This is a genomic window from Streptomyces mirabilis, assembly GCF_039503195.1.
GTDB lineage: Bacteria > Actinomycetota > Actinomycetes > Streptomycetales > Streptomycetaceae > Streptomyces > Streptomyces mirabilis_D.
The window spans coordinates 4,079,527-4,096,541 of record NZ_JBCJKP010000001.1 but is presented as its reverse complement, the minus strand read 5'-3'; the positions used below and the strand labels follow the sequence as shown (position 1 = coordinate 4,096,541).

The following is a 17,015-nucleotide window of genomic DNA, read 5'->3' as shown; positions in this document are numbered from 1 at the left end:
CTCGCGCCAGGCTTTCTCCGGGGTCCCTCGGGGCCCCGGACATGCGTCATTCGGTGGGCAGCACGTGCTTCGCCGCGATGGTGCGGGCGGTGTCCGAGTCGGGGCCGGGCTGCGGGACGAAGATCGCCTCGCGGTAGTAGCGGAGCTCCGCGATGGACTCGCGGATGTCGGCGAGGGCGCGGTGGTTGCCGTTCTTCTCCGGGCTGTTGAAGTAGGCCCGGGGGTACCAGCGGCGGGCCAGCTCCTTCACCGAGGAGACGTCCACGATGCGGTAGTGGAGGTAGTCCTCGAGGGCCGGCATGTCGCGCGACAGGAAACCCCGGTCCGTGCCGACCGAGTTTCCGCACAGCGGGGCCTTCCCCGGCTCCTTGACGTGCTCACGTACGTAGGCGAGGACCTGTGCCTCGGCGTCGGCCAGGGTCGTGCCCTCGGCCAGTTCGTCGAGGAGGCCGGAGGCCGTGTGCATCTGGCGCACCACGTCCGGCATCGTCTCCAGGGCCCGCTCCGGCGGGCGGATCACGATGTCCACCCCTTCGCCGAGCACGTTCAGTTCCGAGTCGGTGACCAGTGCGGCCACCTCGATGAGTGCGTCCTCCGACAGCGAGAGCCCGGTCATCTCGCAGTCGATCCACACCATGCGATCGTTCATGGCCCTAACCCTACGGCGCGCTCCGGCGCACGGGCAGATCCGGGACGGCGGTGACCTGCGTGGTGGCCTGGGACGGGGGCGGCCCGGAACCCTCGCCGGGTCCCGGGCCGCCCCCGTCTCGCGTCATCGCCTCAGGGCGCGCTGCGCTGCCCCGGCAGGCGCCCGGCCGCGTACAGCTCGGTGCCCGTCTTGCCCGGCTCCGTCGACAGGGACGTCGACGGGCCCAGGGCGGTGGCGGCCGCCGTGCGGCGGGTCTGCAGCGGCACCGGACTCTCCTGGTTCAGGACGGGCGACGGCCCGGCCTGGCCTGCGGAGCCGTCCACGTCCGACGGCCGTTCCGACTGCGGTCTGCGCGCGCGGTACGCCGCCCGGTACGCGGCCGGGGACGAGCCGAGCTGGCGCCGGAAGTGACCCCGCAGCGCGACCGGCGAACGGAAGCCGCAGCGTCCGGCGACCTCGTCGACCGAGTAGTCGGAGGTCTCCAGCAGCCGCTGCGCCTGCAGTACGCGCTGAGTGATCAGCCACTGCAGGGGAGCGCTCCCCGTGAGCGAGCGGAACCGGCGGTCGAAGGTGCGGCGGCTCATGTAGGCGCGTGCCGCCAGCGTCTCGACGTCGAACTGCTCGTGGAGGTGCTCCAGCGCCCAGGCGACGACCTCCGCGAGGGGGTCGGCGCCGATCTCCTCTGGTAAAGATCGATCGAGATAGCGCTCCTGACCGCCACTCCGGCGCGGGGGCACGACAAGTCGGCGGGCCAGCGCGCCGGCCGCCTCGTTGCCGTGGTCCGTCCGCACGATGTGGAGACAGAGATCGATTCCGGCCGCCGTACCCGCGGAGGTCAGGACGTCGCCGTCGTCCACGAAGAGTTCTCGCGGGTCGACGTGGACCGACGGGTAGCGCTTGGCCAGCGTCGGTGCGTACATCCAGTGGGTCGTCGCCGGTCGGCCGTCCAGCAGTCCGGCGGCGGCCAGCACGAAGGCGCCGGTGCACAGTCCGACTATGCGGGCTCCCTCCTCGTGCGCCCGGCGCAGCGCGTCGAGCGCCTCCTCCGGTGGCGGCGAGGTGATCGAACGCCAGGCCGGCACCACGACGGTGCCCGCCCGCGAGATCGCCTCCAGGCCATGCGGCGCTGTGAGTTCCAGGCCCCCTGTGGTCCGCAGCGGGCCTTCTTCGCCGCCGCACACCAGAAGTCGGTAGCGCGGCACGCCGGCGTCCTGGCGGTCAATCCCGAACACCGACAGCGGTATGGAACTCTCGAAGATGGGGCCGCCGCTGAACAGCAGCACCGCGACGATCTCCTTGCGGCGTCGCCCGGAAAGTTTCCGGGCCGCGGCTTCCGGCGCGGCAGTGGAGTCGTGGCTCATACTGCTAAGCCCCCCTCGGTGGTCGCGGCTCCTCGGTTGTGTCGCTCCTGCACGTTTCCCCTCGGTCCTGCACGAGTCCCCCGCCGTAAGACAGTCAAGATCGAATCTACTGTGTCCCGTGGCGCCAAGGTGACCAGTTCGGCAGTCGGCAGAATGTCGACATGGCAACTTGGCGTGAAGCATTCGATCACGAAGCGTTGCACTCGTGGGCCTTGCAGGGAAGTGCGCCTCGTGTCAGTGGCCAATCCCCATAGGGTGCGCGCGCCCTCCAGGGGGCTTTCGGTGCAGGTGGAACGCGGGTTGGGGGGTCGTTCGAGCAAGGGATGCGCGGGTGACCGAAGTTGGCTGAAAAGAAGCGGGGGCGTGCGCGCAAACCGGTCAGTCAACCGGCTTCTTTTCTCCGCCGTGACGCCCGCCCCTGTGCGCCCCCGAGCCACTGCTGCCCTGCAAGCCGTTCATGATGTGCGAGTCGGCCACATCCTGTGTGCCACGGTGTCGTGCGGGGTGCTCGGGCAGGACGTCGCCGCGCGGGGCGTCCCGCTGTCCCTCCTGGTCGCGCGTGTCCCGGCCCCCGGCGTCCTGGGCGCGGGTGTCCGGATCCTGTGTGTCCCGGTTCCCGTCGCCCGGGTCCCACGTGATCAGGTTCTGCGGGGCACGGTCCCAGGTGATCAGGTTCTCCGGGTGCCCGTCTCGTTCGGCCAGGTTTCCCGGGGTCCGGTCCCGTGCGGTCGGGTTCGCCGTGTCGTGGGCCTGAACGCCGGGATCGCGTCCGTCCGGGTTCCGTGTGTCCGGGTCTCGTGTGTCCCGGTCCCGGCCGTCCGGACTCCGTGTGTCCCGGTCCTGTCCGTTCCGGCCCTCCGCGTTCCGGTCCCGCGCGGCGCGGTTCCGGTCGCTCCGGGCCCCGGCGTCGGGGCTCCGTGCGCCCGGGGTGGTCCCCTCGGCCTGGGCCGTCACGCCGTGGGCCCCGCCACCGCCGTCCCGCGAACCGCCTCCCCTCTCCGCACCGCCCGTTCCTCGGTGGCTCCCGCGACTCCCGTGGCGCCCCTCGTCGCGATCCCGGGTGCCGGGGGCTCCGCCCCCGCGGGGCGCCTCGGTGCGACCTCGGCGGCCATGCCTGGGGCGGCCGTGGTGGTGGTGCGGGGCGCCGCCGTGGAGGGCGGTCCTGCTGTGCCGGGCCCGCGGCGGGGCCGGCTCATCCGCACGGAGACGGGCCGCGACGCGCTCGGACTGGCGCAGCAGGACCAGGCAGGCACTGGTCACGGCCGCCAGGCCCAGCGCCGTACCGGCCGCGCCGGCGATGGAGGTGCCGAACCCGACGAGGACGACGGGGACCAGGACGCAGCTGAAGGCCGCCCACCGCACCACCTCGCTCGCCGTGTCCGGCCCGGGGGACGCGGCGGGAGCCGGGGAGGAGGGGTGGGACGCGGCGGGAGCCGGGGAGGAGGGGTGGGACGCGGCGGGAGCCGGGGAGGAGGGGTGGGACGCGGTCTCTGGTCCTGGCACGGTCTGCTCCCTGGTTCCCTGGTACTCCAGTGCTCTCCATGGCGGTGGCTCATCGGTTCAACGCGTGTTCGACCCGCCGGTCACCTACGAAAGGCCTCGAGCCTGGGTGAACCCTGTGCAAACCGCCTGTACGGGGCAGCAACCATTGCGTTGCGGGCGCCTCTCATGCATGCTCCGGGGAACGCCGCGCAGCGCGCGCGAGATCTGGGCAGAGGAGGCGTGCCGCCGTACCCTTGGGGGTATGGGGTTGGGAAGATGATTCCCGGACACAGCTCTGCCGCACGTCGTCGTCCCCACCACGAGGATCTAAACGCCGAGATACCCATGGCCGGTCACGAATTCTTCGATCCCGCGGACCGCAAGCGCCCGCTCGCCGATCCCACGGCGGCCGAGCCCCTGGCGGCGGAAGAACCCCGCCAGTCCTGCGATCCTGCCTTCAAGCACGGCGTCGTCGTCGGTTTCGACGGCTCGACGTCCAGCGAGCGCGCCCTCGCCTACGCGATCGGCATGGCCCACCGCTCCGGCTCGGGCCTGATCATCGTGCACGTCGCGAACCGGCTGCCCACCACAGTGTGGGCGGGCTGTGAACCACCGGTCTTCGTCGACGTGCCCGACCACCGCACCGAGGTGCTCGGCCTCGAACTCGCGTGTGCCGAATATCTGGCCGAGGTGCCCTGGATCCTCGTCGAGCGCGGCGGTGACATCTGTCACGAACTCGAAGAGGTCGGACGGGAGTACGAGGCGGACGCGATCGTCGTCGGCTCCACGCACGGCATCGTCGGACGCATCTTCGGCTCGGTGGCCGGACGGCTCGCGAAGCGTGCGCAGCGCCCGGTGATCGTCATCCCCTGACGCATCCTCCGACGTGCTCCCTGACCTACCGTCAACTCCCTTTGGCGGGTGCCTGAACCGGCGTGAATCTACTCGCGCGTAGAGGTGGTTTGTGCCCTTGTGAAGGGTACATACCGGTCACCGGACCAACCGCACGGCCGGTACCACGCAGCACAACTGCACATGCATGAAGGGAGCCCGCCGTGGACAAAGACGTCTCCGCGGGAAGCATCACCTCGACCCTCGGCCACCTCGCGCTCGGCCTCACCCTGTTGCTCTTCGGCCTCGGTAACACCCAAGTGATCGACGGCGTGACAGCGGCCGACTCCGTCTCCCTCGCCACCTATGTCGGTGGCATCGCGCTCTTCGTAGCCGGGCTGTTCGCCTTCCGCGACCACGACGCCTTCACCGGTACGGCCTTCACGGCGCTCGGCGCGTTCTGGTTCACCTGGGGCGTCACGGCCGGCACGCAGATGTCCGCCAACGCGACCGGTCTCTTCCTGCTCCTGTTCGCGCTCGTCGCGCTCAGCCTGACCGCCGGCGCGAGCGGCGCGCCCCTTCTCACCCGAGGAACGTACGCGCTGCTCTTCGTCGCCCTTCTCCTGCTGGCCGTCGGGCAGTTCGGCGACAGCGGAGGTCTGGGGAAGGTCGGCGGCTGGTTCGCCGTCGCGAGCGGCGCGCTCGCCTGGTACGGGGCCACGGCGGCCATGGCTCACTGGCCCACCGCACTGCCCGGACGCGCCGCCGGCCGGGGGGTGACGGCCACCGGCTGACGTCGGCGCGGGCCGGGGCATGGGCGGCCCCGGCCCCCTGAAGGAACGGGTCCCTGTGCGCTGGTGGCGTGGCACAGGGACCCGTTCTCGTCCTTTGCGCCTAAACCGGCGCCGCTCTCGCGGAGGTGGTTGCGCGCCGCGGGGGTTCCTCGATCGTCGCTTCGGGGGCTGGTGGATTTTTACTCCACCGTCACCGACTTGGCCAGGTTGCGCGGCTTGTCGATGTCGCGGCCCAGGGCCAATGCCGTGTGGTAGGCGAGGAGTTGGAGCGGGATGCCCATGAGGATCGGGTCCAGCTCGTCCTCGTTCTTCGGGACGACGATCGTCTGGTCGGCCTTCTCCTGCTCCTGGTGCGCCACCGCGAGGATCCGGCCGCTGCGGGCCTTGATCTCCTCCAGGGCGGCGCGGTTCTTCTCCAGGAGGTCGTCGTCGGGCACGATCGCGACCGTGGGCAGCGCGGGCTCGATGAGCGCCAGCGGGCCGTGCTTGAGCTCGGAGGCCGGGTACGCCTCGGCGTGGATGTACGAGACCTCCTTGAGCTTCAGGGAGGCCTCACGGGCCACCGGGTAGCCCCGGACGCGGCCGATGAAGAGCATCGAGCGGGCCTCGGCGTACTCCTCGGCCAGCTTCTTGATCTCGTCCTCCTGCTCCAGGATCTCGGAGATCTGCGCGGGCAGCCTGCGCAGGCCCTCGATGATCCGCTTGCCGTCGCGGACCGACAGGTCACGGGTACGGCCGAGGTGCAGCGCGAGCAGCGCGAAGGCGACGGTCGTGTTGGTGAAGCACTTCGTCGAGACGACGCAGACCTCGGGGCCCGCGTGGACGTACATGCCGCCGTCCGCCTCGCGGGCGATCGCCGAACCGACGACGTTGACCACACCGAGCACCCGCGCGCCCTTGCGCTTCAGCTCCTGCACGGCGGCCAGTACGTCGTACGTCTCACCGGACTGGGACACGGCCACGTACAGGGTGTCGGGGTCGACGACCGCGTTGCGGTAACGGAACTCGGAGGCCGGCTCGGCGTCCGCGGGGATGCGGGCGAGCTCCTCGATCATCTGGGCGCCGATCATGCCCGCGTGGTACGAGGTGCCGCAGCCGAGGATCTTCACGCGGCGGATCTGGCGCGCCTCACGGGCGTCCAGGTTCAGGCCACCGAGGTGCACGGTGGAGAACCGGTCGTCGATGCGGCCGCGCAGCACCCGGTCCACGGCCTCGACCTGCTCGTGGATCTCCTTGTGCATGTACGTGTCGTGGCCGCCCATGTCGTACGAGGCCGCCTCCCACTCCACGGTGGTCGGCTCGGCCGTCGTACGGGTGCCCTCGGTGGTGTAGGTGCGGAAGTCGTCGGCCTTGAGGGTGGCCATCTCGCCGTCGTCCAGGGTCACTATCTGGCGGGTGTGGGTGACCAGGGCGGCGATGTCCGAGGCGACGAACATCTCCTTCTCGCCGATGCCGAGGACGACCGGGGAACCGTTGCGGGCCACCACGATGCGGTCGGGGAAGTCGGCGTGCAGGACCGCGATGCCGTACGTGCCCTCGATCACCCGGAGCGCGTCGCGGACCTTGTCCTCGAGCTTCTCGGCCTCGGAGTGGGCGATCAGGTGGGTGAGGACCTCGGTGTCGGTCTCCGAGAGGAACTCGACACCGTCCGCCTCGAGCTTCTTACGCAGGTCGGAGGCGTTGTCGATGATGCCGTTGTGGACGACCGCGACCTTGCTGTCGGCGGACATGTGGGGGTGCGCGTTCACGTCGGAGGGGGCGCCGTGGGTGGCCCAGCGGGTGTGGGCGATGCCGGTCGTGCCCTTGAAGCGTGCGGGGACCTTGGCCTCCAGGTCACGGACCCGGCCCTTGGCCTTGACCATCTTCAGACCGGCCGACTTCGGCGTCGTGACGACGATGCCCGCCGAGTCGTAGCCGCGGTACTCCAGGCGCTGGAGGCCTTCGAGCAGCAGCGGTGCCACGTCACGCCTGCCGATGTATCCGACGATTCCGCACATGTATATGTATTCCTCAGCCGTAGACAATGCGGCGCAGCTGCCTGAGCGTGAGCTCCGGCGGTGCGACCGCGCGGTACTTCAGGTCCGCCTCGATCCGTTCGAAGATCGTCGCGTTGACCAGGCCCTGGGCCTGGAGCTCGCGGTGGCGGCGACGGACGTAGTCCTCGGTCGTCTCGTCGAAGTAGGCGAGCACGTCCTGGATCACCCGCAGTGCCTCGCCCCGGTTCAGAGGGGTGGAGCGCGTCAGGTGATCAACAAGTTCGTCGTGCACCCGTTGATCCTGAGGTACCAGGAGCCGATTCGCAAGAATCTTGCCCGATATCGGGCAAGTGGCTGTTGAAGGTCTCATGGGGGGCTGTTAGCAAGCTGTCCATCCTGCGTCGTGTGTCGCGTCGATTGCCGGGAGCAACTTCTGTGGCCATGGACACTCCACGCATGGGCGTACCGGAGAAGCTCGCCGAGCGCATGACCATGGCAGAGCAGCACGAGTATCTCCGCGCCAAGTTCTCCCGGCGCAACATGATCAGAGGCGGAGCCGTGACCCTCGGCGCCGTCGCGGGGGGCGCCTTCGTGCCCGGCGCCGTCGCACAGGCCGCTGCCCCGACGCTGGCCACCACCTCCTCGACCGAGAAGGTCGACGGCGCCCTCGTCGCCCCCTTCGGCCGGCACCTCGCCTTCGGCAATGACCCGCGTACGGAGATCACGGTCTCCTGGCAGGTTCCGGCCGCGGTGAAGAAGCCGTTCATCCGCATCGGCGCCCACCCCTGGGACCTCTCCCGCAAGATCGAGGCCGAGGTCCGCACCGTCTACACCCCGGCGGGCGTCGGCGCGAGCGGCGACCACACGCAGTACTACCTGCACGCCAAGCTCACCCACCTGCGCCCCGGCAAGACGTACTACTACGGCGTCGGCCACGCGGGCTTCGACCCCTGCGCGCCCCACCTGCTGGGCACGCTCGGCACCTTCACCACCGCGCCCTCGCGCGCGGAGCCGTTCACCTTCACGGCCTTCGGCGACGAGGGTGTCGGCTACCACGGCCTCGCCAACGACGCCCTGCTGCTGGGCCAGAACCCGTCCTTCCACCTGCACGCCGGCGACATCGCGTACGCGGACCCGGCCGGTGCGGGCAAGAAGGAGGACACGGGCTTCGACTCGCGCATCTGGGACCAGTTCCTCGCCCAGACCGAGACGGTCGCCAAGCAGGTCCCGTGGATGCCCGCGTACGGCAACCACGACATGGAGGCCTGGTACTCGCCCAACGGCTACGGCGGCGAAGAGGCCCGCTGGACGCTTCCGGACAACGGGCCCGACAAGAAGAACCTGCCCGGCGTCTACTCCTTCGTCTACGGCAACACGGCGATCATCTCGCTGGACGCCAACGACATCTCCTTCGAGATCCCGGCGAACCTGGGCATCTCCGGAGGAACGCAGACGAAGTGGCTCGAGGGCCAGCTCAAGAAGTTCCGGGCGTCCAAGGACGTCGACTTCATCGTGATCTTCTTCCACCACTGCGCGTACTGCACCTCCACGGCGCACGCCTCGGAGGGGGGCGTGCGACAGGAGTGGGTGCCGCTGTTCGAGAAGTACACGGTGGACCTGGTCATCAACGGCCACAACCACCAGTACGAGCGCACGGACGTCATCAAGGGCGACGCGGTCACCAAGAAGCTGCCGATCGGCGGCACGGCGTACCCGGAGACCGACGGTGTCGTGTACGTGACGGCGGGCGCGGCGGGGCGCAGCCTGTACGCGTTCAGCGCCCCGGAGTCGTACGAGGGCCACGAGAACGAGGTCGACGCCGTCGCCTCCTTCGTCAACCTCAAGGACGGCAAGCAGAACGAGACGGTCGCCTGGTCCCGGGTGCGCTACCTCAACTACTCCTTCCTTCGGGTGGACGTCACGCCCGCGCACAAGGGTCGGCTGGCCACGCTGACGGTGCGGGGGATTGCCGAGACGGGTGCCGAGGTCGACCACTTCACGGTGGCTCGACGGGTTCGATAGCTGCGGGCCGGCCGGTGGGGGCTGGTCGCGCGGTTCCTCGCGCCCCTATAAGCACGGGGCCGCACGCCTGGAAGGCGAGGCGGGACGGCCGGCGAGCGGTCCTCGTCGCGGATTTCTACATCCGCTTGAGGACCGCCCGTTTGGCTGTGGCGAACTCCTCGTCCGTCAGAACGCCGGACTTGTGGAGGTCGCCCAGTTCGCGCAGGCGGCGGAGCAGGGCGTCGTGGTCGTCCTCCGGGGCGATCGCGGCCGGCTGCCCCGCCGCCCGCGCGGCTTCCGGGGAGGCCGTGGGATGTGGGAGCCGGGCCTGTACCGCCGCCGCGACCAGGGCCATCAGCAGGTCCTTCTTGAAGCCCCACAGTTCGACGGAGTTGGGGTCGTACTTCGGTGGGGCCTTGGTCTCCGCGCCGCGGACGGTGAAGCGCAGGTAGCCGTTCTCCAGGCCGACCGCGGGCTGCCACTCGACGGTGGTGAGGTCGGTGAGGGCGAGCGAGCGGGCTCCGGCGGCGGACTTGGAGTCCTCGGTCTTCCAGTTCCACTCCAGGCGCACGTGCTCGCCGTCGAAGCTCGCGGTGCCGTCGCCGGCGGAGACGGACAGCGGCACGGAGGGGCCCGGGAGCAGATAGCCGTCGACCGGGTCGGCCGGCACCCGGTCCAGGAGCAGCGCGTCCCGGACCTCGTCCACGACGTACTCGGCGACGCCGTAGCGGTCGGACTCCACGGTGAGCTGGTAGGGGTCGTTCGGCTCGGCGAGCCTGCCGCCGGTCGCCTGCAGCAGCGGGTCGGCACCGTCGCGCAGTCGGAGCCGCAACCGCCCGCTCTTCTTGCCCTGTTCGAAGGAAATCCCCGCCAACGCTCCCAGCGGGACGGTCAGTTCACCCAAGGTTCTGCGGAGCAGGCTCACGTTCTTGTCGCGCCCCGGAGCCAGCCGCAGCGCGTCGCCGTCGAAGGTCCACGTCCCGTCCTTCTGGATGATTTCCGCCATGAGGGGGATTGTTTCACCGGGTCTGCGGAAGAGTGGTCTACACCCATCCCCCATTGATGTGCAGGGTCCTTCGAAGGGAGCGCATGTGAGACAGCACAGAACGCCCCGTCTTCTCGGTACGCTGCTGCTCGTGGCGGCCGCCGGTGTCTCAGTCGCCGGTGCCGCACACTCCGAGTCGGGCCGCACCGCGACCCCGCTCGGGCAGGTGGTGCCGGCCCCCGCCTCGGTCCACGCGGGCGGATCCCCGTATCGCATCACCGACGGCACCCGTATCCGGGTCGAGGACTCGCCTCAGGCCCGCCGGGTCGGCGCGTATCTGGCCGACGTCCTGCGTCCCTCCACCGGGTACCGACTGCCCGTCACCACGCACGGTACGGGCGGTATCCGGCTGCGGATCGCGGCGGGGTCCACGGGCGCCGAGGGCTATCGCCTGGACAGCGGGCGAAGTGGCGTCACCATCACGGCCGCCGCGCCCGCCGGGCTCTTCCACGGCGTGCAGACGCTGCGCCAACTGCTGCCCGCCGCCGTCGAGAAGAACTCCGTGCAGGCCGGCCCCTGGCTCGTGGCGGGCGGCACCATCAAGGACAGCCCGCGCTACGGCTACCGCGGCGCGATGCTCGACGTCTCCCGGCACTTCTTCGGTGTCGCGCAAGTCAAGCGGTACATCGACGAGTTGGCCCTCTACAAGGTCAACAAGCTGCATCTGCACCTGAGTGACGACCAGGGCTGGCGCATCGCGATCGACTCCTGGCCGCGGCTCGCCACGTACGGAGGGTCCACGCAGGTCGGCGGCGGGCACGGGGGCTACTACACCAAGGCCGACTACAAGGAGATCGTGCGATACGCGGCCTCCCGCTATCTGGAGGTCGTCCCGGAGATCGACATGCCGGGTCACACCAACGCCGCGCTCGCCTCGTACGCCCAGCTGAACTGCAACGGGACCGCGCCCCCGCTCTACACGGGCACCGACGTCGGGTTCAGCTCGCTGTGCGTGGCGAAGCCGGTGACGTACGACTTCGTGGACGACGTCGTGCGGGAGCTGGCGGCCCTCACGCCGGGCAAGTACCTCCACATCGGCGGGGACGAGGCCCACTCCACCAGCCACGCCGACTACGTCACCTTCATGGACAAGGTGCAGCCGGTCGTCGCCAAGTACGGGAAGACCGTGATCGGCTGGCACCAGCTGACCGGGGCGCACCCGGTGAAGGGCGCGATCGCGCAGTACTGGGGGCTCGACGACACCAGTGCCACGGAGAAGGCGCAGGTCGCCGCGGCCGCGCGGAACGGGACGGGGCTCGTGCTGTCGCCCGCCGACCGGGTCTACCTCGACATGAAGTACACCGCCGACACCCCGCTCGGGCAGGACTGGGCGGGCCTGGTGGAGGTGAAGCGGTCCTACGACTGGGATCCGGGCGCCTACCTTCCGGGAGCGCCGGCTTCGGCGATCCGGGGCGTCGAGGCGCCGCTGTGGTCGGAGACCATCGTCACGGGGGCCGACATCGACTACATGACCTTCCCGCGGCTGCCCGGTGCGGCCGAGCTCGGCTGGTCGCCCGCCTCGACGCACGACTGGGACACCTACAAGGCGCGGCTCGCGGCGCAGGGGCCGCGTTGGGAGGCGCTGGGGATCGGCTACTACCGCTCGCCCCAGGTGCCCTGGCCCACGGCGTAAGCGGCGTCAACGGGAAAGACGGGGCTCAGGAGGACCGTACTCCTGAGCCCCACCGGTTCAGAGACCCGCGATCGGGTTCTTCAGGCTGCCGACCAGCCGGAGCGCGCCGGACGGATCGGCCAGGTCCACCATCTGCCTGTTGTCGCGCAGCTGGAGCCGGTTGAGGCAGGACAGCGCGAACTCGGGCGCGAACATGTCGTACTGCCGGAACTTGTCGGCGAGCTCCGGCGCCGACTCCTGGTACTCGCGTACGGACTCGGCGACCGTCCGCCAGAAGTCGTCCTCGTCGAGGATGCCCTCGCCCGCCAGGTCGGCCGCCAGGAAGCGGAAGAAGCAGTCGAAGACGTCCGTGAAGACGGACAGCAGTCTTTTGTCCTCGGGGACCTCGACGCGGATCCGCTCGACCACGGGCGGCAGCACCGCCTGCGGGTCCAGGACGGCGATCTCCTCGGCGATGTCCTTGTAGATCGCGCGCTGCACGGCGCCGTCCTTGAGGACGAGGATGACGTTCTCGCCGTGTGGCATGTAGACCAGGTCATAGGCGTAGAAGCTGTGCAGGAGGGGCGTGAAGTAGGCGCGCAGATAGCGGCGCAGCCACTCCACGGGGGTCAGCCCTGACTGCTCGATCAGCGCGCCCGCGAAGGAGGCACCCGCGTGGTCGACATGGAGGAGGGAGGCCATGGTGGCCAGGCTCTCGCCCTCCTGGAGCGAGGGGACCGGGCTCTCGCGCCACAGGGCCGCGAGCATTTTGCGGTACGGGGAGTAGCGGTCGGTGGCGGCCTCGTACTCCAGGTGGCGGTAGCCGACGGCGGCGCGCTCGCGGATGACCGACAGGCCGGTGGACTTGAACACCGGGTCGTTCTCGACGAGCTGGGCCAGCCAGTCGTTGATGGCCGGGGTCGCCTCCATGTAGGCGGCGGACAGACCGCGCATGAAGCCCATGTTGAGGACGCTCAGCGCCGTCTTCACATAGTGCTTCTTGGGGCTGGTGGTGTTGAAGAACGTCCGGATGGACTGCTGGGCCAGGTACGCGTCGTCGCCCTCGCCGAGGCAGACCAGATGGCGCTGGGCGACCTCGGCCGCGAAGGTCACCGAGAGCTTGTTCCACCACTGCCAGGGGTGGACGGGGATGAGCAGGTAGTCCTCGGGGTCGAGGCCCTGTTCGGTCAGGGTGGCGGCGAACCGCTCGACCGTCCCGGCGCCCAGCTCCGCGCGGACGAAGGACTCGTACGCGATGCCCACACCCGCGGTGAAGGCGGCCCGGGAGCGGTGCGCGGCCAGCCACACCAGCCGGATCGGGCTCGCGGTCTCGGGCGCGTACGAGAGGTACTCGTGCACGCCGAAGCCGAGCCGCCCGTTGTTGGCCACGAAGCAGGGGTGGCCCTCGGTCATGCCGGTCTCGATCTCCTGGAAGGAGGCCTTCGCGAGCTCGGCGGACGGGATCTGCGGCTTGGTGAGTTTGAAACAGGTGCCCGAGAGGGTGGAGGAGATCTCCTCCAGGTAGACCGGCAGCACCTCGTCGCTCAGGCCCAGCGACGTCTTCAGCTCGATGAAGAAGTCGAGTGCGGCGACCGGCAGTTCGGCCCCGTCGCGACGACGGGTGATCGACTCGGGGTCGACCTGCCAGTGGTCGAGGGAGCGCAGGGTGGCGGTGAAGCGGTAGCGGGTCACGCCGTCGTCGCTGCGGACGACGTACCCGCCGTCGCCCTCGGACTCCGGAGTGATGAGGCGCTCGTGCGCGAACTCGGCGAGGGCCTTGCGGACGAGGAGGCGGTTGGCGCGCTCCCAGCGCTCGGGGGAGAGGTGGGCCACGGCGTCGGCGAGGCTCATACGGTCACCCCCGCCGCCCGCTCGAACCGCTCCCGGGTGCAGAAGCTCAGCAACGCCCTTTTCTCCGGCTTCTGTATCTCGCGCTCGGGCACGAACCCGACCGCTTCGTTCAGCGCGTGCACGGCCGTGTTGCGCACGTCGGGCTCGACGACGACCCGCGCGGTCGTCGGGTCGGCGAACAGGTGCTCCATCACCGCGGTGATCACCGCCCGGGTGAACCCGTGCACCGGTGTGTCCGCCGGAGCGACCAGGAAGTGCATGCCGACGTCTCCGGGCGCGGGCTCGTACAGCCCGACCAGCTCCAGGTGCGCCGGGTCGTAGCGCTCCATCAGGAACACGGGTTCGCCGTCCAGCGAGCCCAGGAACGCGTCGTGGTACTCGCTGGCCGCGATGGCCATGTACGCGCGCTCCACGTCGTGCAGTTTCGCCTCCCGCATCATCCAGAAGGCGGCCTTGGGGTGCGTCACCCAGCCGTGCAGCAGCTCGGCGTCCTGGACGGGGTCGAGGGGGCGGATGGTGAAGGTGCCCACGTCGGTGGTCGTGTCTGTACGGCTCGTGGAGCTCATACGGCGAACTCCTGGAACGCGATCGTCTTCTCGACCGGGTAGTACTCGGTGCCGAGCAGCTCACGGATGATGGAGGCGTTGCGGTACGGGCCCATGCCCAGGTCGGGGCTGGTGATGCTGTGGGTGTGGACGCCCGCGTTCTGCAGGAAGACGCCGCGGCCCGTGGCGTCGATGGCGTAGTTGCGGGTCACGTCGAAGTTGCCGCGGGAGTCGTAGCGCAGCCGGCCCTGGACCGGCTTCAGGAACGCGGGCTCGGCGTACTTGTAGCCGGTGGCCAGGATCAGGCCCTCGGAGCTCAGCTCGTAATCCTTGCCCTGCTCCTCCTGGCGCAGGCCCAGGGTGTACGTGCCGTTCTCGTGGGCGGCCGAGTTCAGGGAGGAGTTGGTGAGCAGGCGCGTCGGGACGGGGCCGCCGAGTTTCTTCCGGTAGAGCAGATCGAAGATCGCGTCGATCAGCTCGCCGTCGATGCCCTTGAACAGGCCTTTCTGCTCCGTCTGGAGGCGGTAGCGGGTCGGCTCGGGCAGCGCGTGGAAGTAGTCGATGTACTCCGGGGAGGTCATCTCCAGCGTGAGTTTGGTGTACTCGAGCGGGAAGAAGCGCGGTGAGCGCGTGACCCAGTTCAGCCGGTAGCCGTGGACGTCGATCTCGCTGAGCAGGTCGTAGTAGATCTCGGCGGCGGACTGGCCGCTGCCGACGAGCGTGATCGACTTCTTCGCCTGGAGCTCCCGCTTGTGCCGGAGATACCGGGAGTTGTGGATGAAGTCGCCGCCGAGGTCCGCGCAGGCCTCGGGGATGTACGGGGGTGTTCCGGTGCCGAGGACCAGGTGACGGGCGCGCAGCACCTCGCCGGTTGCGGTCCGTACGTGGTACAGATCGCCCTCGTACGTCACTTCCTCGACCGTCGTGCTGAAGCGGACGCTGCTCAGTTTCGAGGCGGCCCAGCGGCAGTAGTCGTCGTACTCGACCCGCAGCGGGTAGAAGTTCTCGCGGATGTAGAAGGAGTACAGCCGCCCGGACTCCTTGAGGTAGTTGAGGAAGGAGTACGGGGAGGTCGGGTCGGCGAGGGTCACCAGGTCCGACATGAACGGGGTCTGGAGGTGCGCGCCCTCCAGGAACATCCCGGAGTGCCACTCGAAGTCCGGCTTGGACTCCAGGAAGACGCCGTCCAGTTCGGCGATCGGTTCGGTGAGGCAGGCGAGGCCGAGGTTGAAGGGCCCGAGCCCGATGCCCACGAAGTCGTAGGCCTTTCCAGTGGCTTCGACGGATTCAGGAAGCGCGGTCAAGGGACTCTCCCAGGTACTGCTCGGCGTGGCCGGCGATCAGGTCGAGCACGGCGGCGATGTCGTCGGCCGTGGTCTCGGGGTTGAGCAGGGTGAACTTCAGGTAGTGACGGCCGCCGACCTTGGTGCCCGCGACGACGGCGTCACCGGAGGCGAACAGGGCCTTGCGGGCGTAGAGGTTGGCGCGGTCGATCTCGGCCGGGTCGGTGACGGCGGCCGGGATGAAGCGGAGGACGAGGGTGGACAGGGACGGCTCGACCACCACGTCGAAGCGGGGATCGGCCACGAGCAGCTTCCAGCCCTCCTGGGCCAGGTCGCAGACCTCGTCGAAGAGTTCGCCGATGCCGTCGGCGCCCATCACACGCAGCGTCATCCACAGCTTGAGGGCGTCGAAGCGGCGGGTGGTCTGCAGGGACTTGTCGACCTGGTTGGGGATGCGCTCCTGGACCATGCGGAGCGGGTTCAGGTACTCCGCGTGGTAGGTGACGTGGCGCAGGGTGGCGGCGTCGCGGACCAGCACGGCGGACGAACTCACGGGCTGGAAGAAGGACTTGTGGTAGTCGACGGTGACGGAGTCGGCGCGCTCGATGCCCTCGAGGCGGTCCCGGTTCTTGAGGGAGGTGAGCAGTCCGCAGCCGTAGGCCGCGTCCACGTGCATCCAGGCGCCGAACTGGGCGCACAGCTCGGCGATCTCGGGCAGCGGGTCGATGGAGCCGAAGTCGGTGGTGCCGGCGGTGGCGACGACGGCCATCGGGACCAGGCCGCCGCGCTCGCAGCGCTCCAGCTCGTGGGCGAGGGCGAGCGTCTGCATGCGCTTGTCCTGGTCGACGGGGATCGAGACGACGGAGTCCGCGCCGAGGCCGAGGAGTTTGGCCGACTTCCTGACGCTGAAGTGGCTGACCTCGGAGGCGAAGATACGGAGTTCGGCCGCGTTGTCGCCCGGTTCACTCCCCGGCTTCGCCTCCTCGCGGGCCAGCAGCAGGGCCTGGAGGTTGGACTGGCTGCCGCCGCTGGTGAACACGCCGTCGGCGGCCGGGCCGAGGCCGATGCGCTCGTTGGTCCAGTCGATGAGCCGGCGCTCGATGAGGGTGCCGCCGGCCGACTGGTCCCAGGTGTCCAGGGAGGAGTTGACGGCGGACAGGACGGCCTCGCCGAGCACGGCGGGTATGACCACCGGGCAGTTGAGGTGGGCGAGGTAGCGCGGGTGGTGGAAGTAGATCGCGTCCCGGAGGTAGACCTCTTCGAGCTCGTCGAGGACGGCGCTGGTGTCGTGCAGCGGGCGGTCCAGGTCGATCCGCTCGATACGGGGAGCGAGGGCGTCGACCGTCACACCCGTGAACGGTCGGTCGGTGGCGGCGAGTTTGGCCGCCACCCGCTCGATTCCTTCGGTCACCGAGCGGCGGTACCGCTCCGCGGTCGTGTCATTGAGGAGGTGCGAGCGCATGTGGGGGTCCTCCGTGCGGGAGAGTCCGAGCGGGACGGGTGGAGCGAGGGCTGGGCCGGGACGAAAGAGGGGCGGGGCCAGTTCAACTTAGGTTAGCCTAACCTAAGTTGATCTGCGACCCCG

General features: G+C 69.6%; 14 protein-coding genes. 4 read left to right on the top strand and 10 right to left on the bottom strand.

What is annotated here, in order from left to right; all coding sequences use genetic code 11:
- Positions 1 to 46 precede the first annotated feature (46 nt).
- The 3 genes from orn to AAFF41_RS51605 all read right to left on the bottom strand — a co-directional run bounded on the left by orn (position 47) and on the right by AAFF41_RS51605 (position 3,513).
- Positions 47 to 649, bottom strand: coding sequence for an oligoribonuclease (gene orn / locus AAFF41_RS19055; protein WP_319747870.1), 603 nt, complete (start codon positions 647 to 649; stop codon positions 47 to 49).
- 131 nt (positions 650 to 780) lie between these two features.
- A complete protein-coding gene (locus AAFF41_RS19050; protein WP_075029202.1) occupies positions 781 to 2,010 on the bottom strand; it encodes a helix-turn-helix domain-containing protein in 1,230 nt (409 codons plus the stop codon).
- Between the two features lie 378 nt (positions 2,011 to 2,388).
- Positions 2,389 to 3,513, bottom strand: coding sequence for a hypothetical protein (locus AAFF41_RS51605; RefSeq protein ID WP_425526135.1), 1,125 nt, complete (start codon positions 3,511 to 3,513; stop codon positions 2,389 to 2,391).
- Positions 3,514 to 3,837: 324 nt separating this feature from the next.
- Between AAFF41_RS51605 and AAFF41_RS19040 the strand changes: the two genes are divergently transcribed.
- Both AAFF41_RS19040 and AAFF41_RS19035 read left to right on the top strand, forming a co-directional pair.
- The gene (locus AAFF41_RS19040) at positions 3,838 to 4,365 is read left to right on the top strand and encodes a universal stress protein (protein ID WP_054232865.1); all 528 of its coding nucleotides are present in this window, start codon (positions 3,838 to 3,840) and stop codon (positions 4,363 to 4,365) included.
- Positions 4,366 to 4,547: 182 nt separating this feature from the next.
- Positions 4,548 to 5,117, top strand: a complete 570-nt coding sequence (locus AAFF41_RS19035; protein ID WP_319747874.1) for an acetate uptake transporter — start codon at positions 4,548 to 4,550, stop codon at positions 5,115 to 5,117.
- A 179-nt stretch (positions 5,118 to 5,296) separates the two neighbouring features.
- Here the strand turns inward: AAFF41_RS19035 and glmS are convergent, their stop codons facing one another.
- Together glmS and AAFF41_RS19025 are read right to left on the bottom strand one after the other, a co-directional pair.
- Positions 5,297 to 7,114 (bottom strand): glutamine--fructose-6-phosphate transaminase (isomerizing), encoded by a 1,818-nt coding sequence (glmS, locus tag AAFF41_RS19030; protein ID WP_319747876.1) that lies wholly within the window; start codon positions 7,112 to 7,114, stop codon positions 5,297 to 5,299.
- Between the two features lie 13 nt (positions 7,115 to 7,127).
- A complete protein-coding gene (locus tag AAFF41_RS19025) occupies positions 7,128 to 7,385 on the bottom strand; it encodes a hypothetical protein (RefSeq protein WP_054232868.1) in 258 nt (85 codons plus the stop codon).
- A 164-nt stretch (positions 7,386 to 7,549) separates the two neighbouring features.
- On the opposite strand from AAFF41_RS19025, the gene AAFF41_RS19020 reads away from it, so the two are divergent.
- Positions 7,550 to 9,115 (top strand): purple acid phosphatase family protein, encoded by a 1,566-nt coding sequence (locus AAFF41_RS19020; RefSeq protein ID WP_343326313.1) that lies wholly within the window; start codon positions 7,550 to 7,552, stop codon positions 9,113 to 9,115.
- A gap of 115 nt (positions 9,116 to 9,230) precedes the next feature.
- Here AAFF41_RS19020 and AAFF41_RS19015 read toward each other — a convergent pair whose 3' ends face one another.
- Complete coding sequence (locus tag AAFF41_RS19015; RefSeq protein WP_319747878.1) at positions 9,231 to 10,100, bottom strand: DUF4429 domain-containing protein; 870 nt, start codon at positions 10,098 to 10,100, stop codon at positions 9,231 to 9,233.
- An 85-nt stretch (positions 10,101 to 10,185) separates the two neighbouring features.
- On the opposite strand from AAFF41_RS19015, the gene AAFF41_RS19010 reads away from it, so the two are divergent.
- Complete coding sequence (locus AAFF41_RS19010; RefSeq protein WP_319747880.1) at positions 10,186 to 11,772, top strand: beta-N-acetylhexosaminidase; 1,587 nt, start codon at positions 10,186 to 10,188, stop codon at positions 11,770 to 11,772.
- A gap of 57 nt (positions 11,773 to 11,829) precedes the next feature.
- On the opposite strand, the gene AAFF41_RS19005 is transcribed toward AAFF41_RS19010, so the two are convergent.
- The 4 genes from AAFF41_RS19005 to desA are packed head-to-tail and all read right to left on the bottom strand — an operon-like array spanning position 11,830 to position 16,892.
- A complete protein-coding gene (locus tag AAFF41_RS19005) occupies positions 11,830 to 13,602 on the bottom strand; it encodes an IucA/IucC family protein (protein ID WP_343324287.1) in 1,773 nt (590 codons plus the stop codon).
- Complete coding sequence (locus AAFF41_RS19000) at positions 13,599 to 14,168, bottom strand: GNAT family N-acetyltransferase (protein WP_319747884.1); 570 nt, start codon at positions 14,166 to 14,168, stop codon at positions 13,599 to 13,601. The genes AAFF41_RS19005 and AAFF41_RS19000 overlap by 4 nt, the downstream gene beginning before the upstream one ends.
- Entirely contained in the window at positions 14,165 to 15,451 is a 1,287-nt protein-coding gene (locus tag AAFF41_RS18995) for a lysine N(6)-hydroxylase/L-ornithine N(5)-oxygenase family protein (protein ID WP_343324286.1), read from the bottom strand. The genes AAFF41_RS19000 and AAFF41_RS18995 overlap by 4 nt, the downstream gene beginning before the upstream one ends.
- The gene (gene desA, locus AAFF41_RS18990; protein WP_319747888.1) at positions 15,435 to 16,892 is read right to left on the bottom strand and encodes a lysine decarboxylase DesA; all 1,458 of its coding nucleotides are present in this window, start codon (positions 16,890 to 16,892) and stop codon (positions 15,435 to 15,437) included. Before desA ends, AAFF41_RS18995 begins: the two co-directional genes overlap by 17 nt.
- Between the last annotated feature and the right edge of the window lie 123 nt (positions 16,893 to 17,015).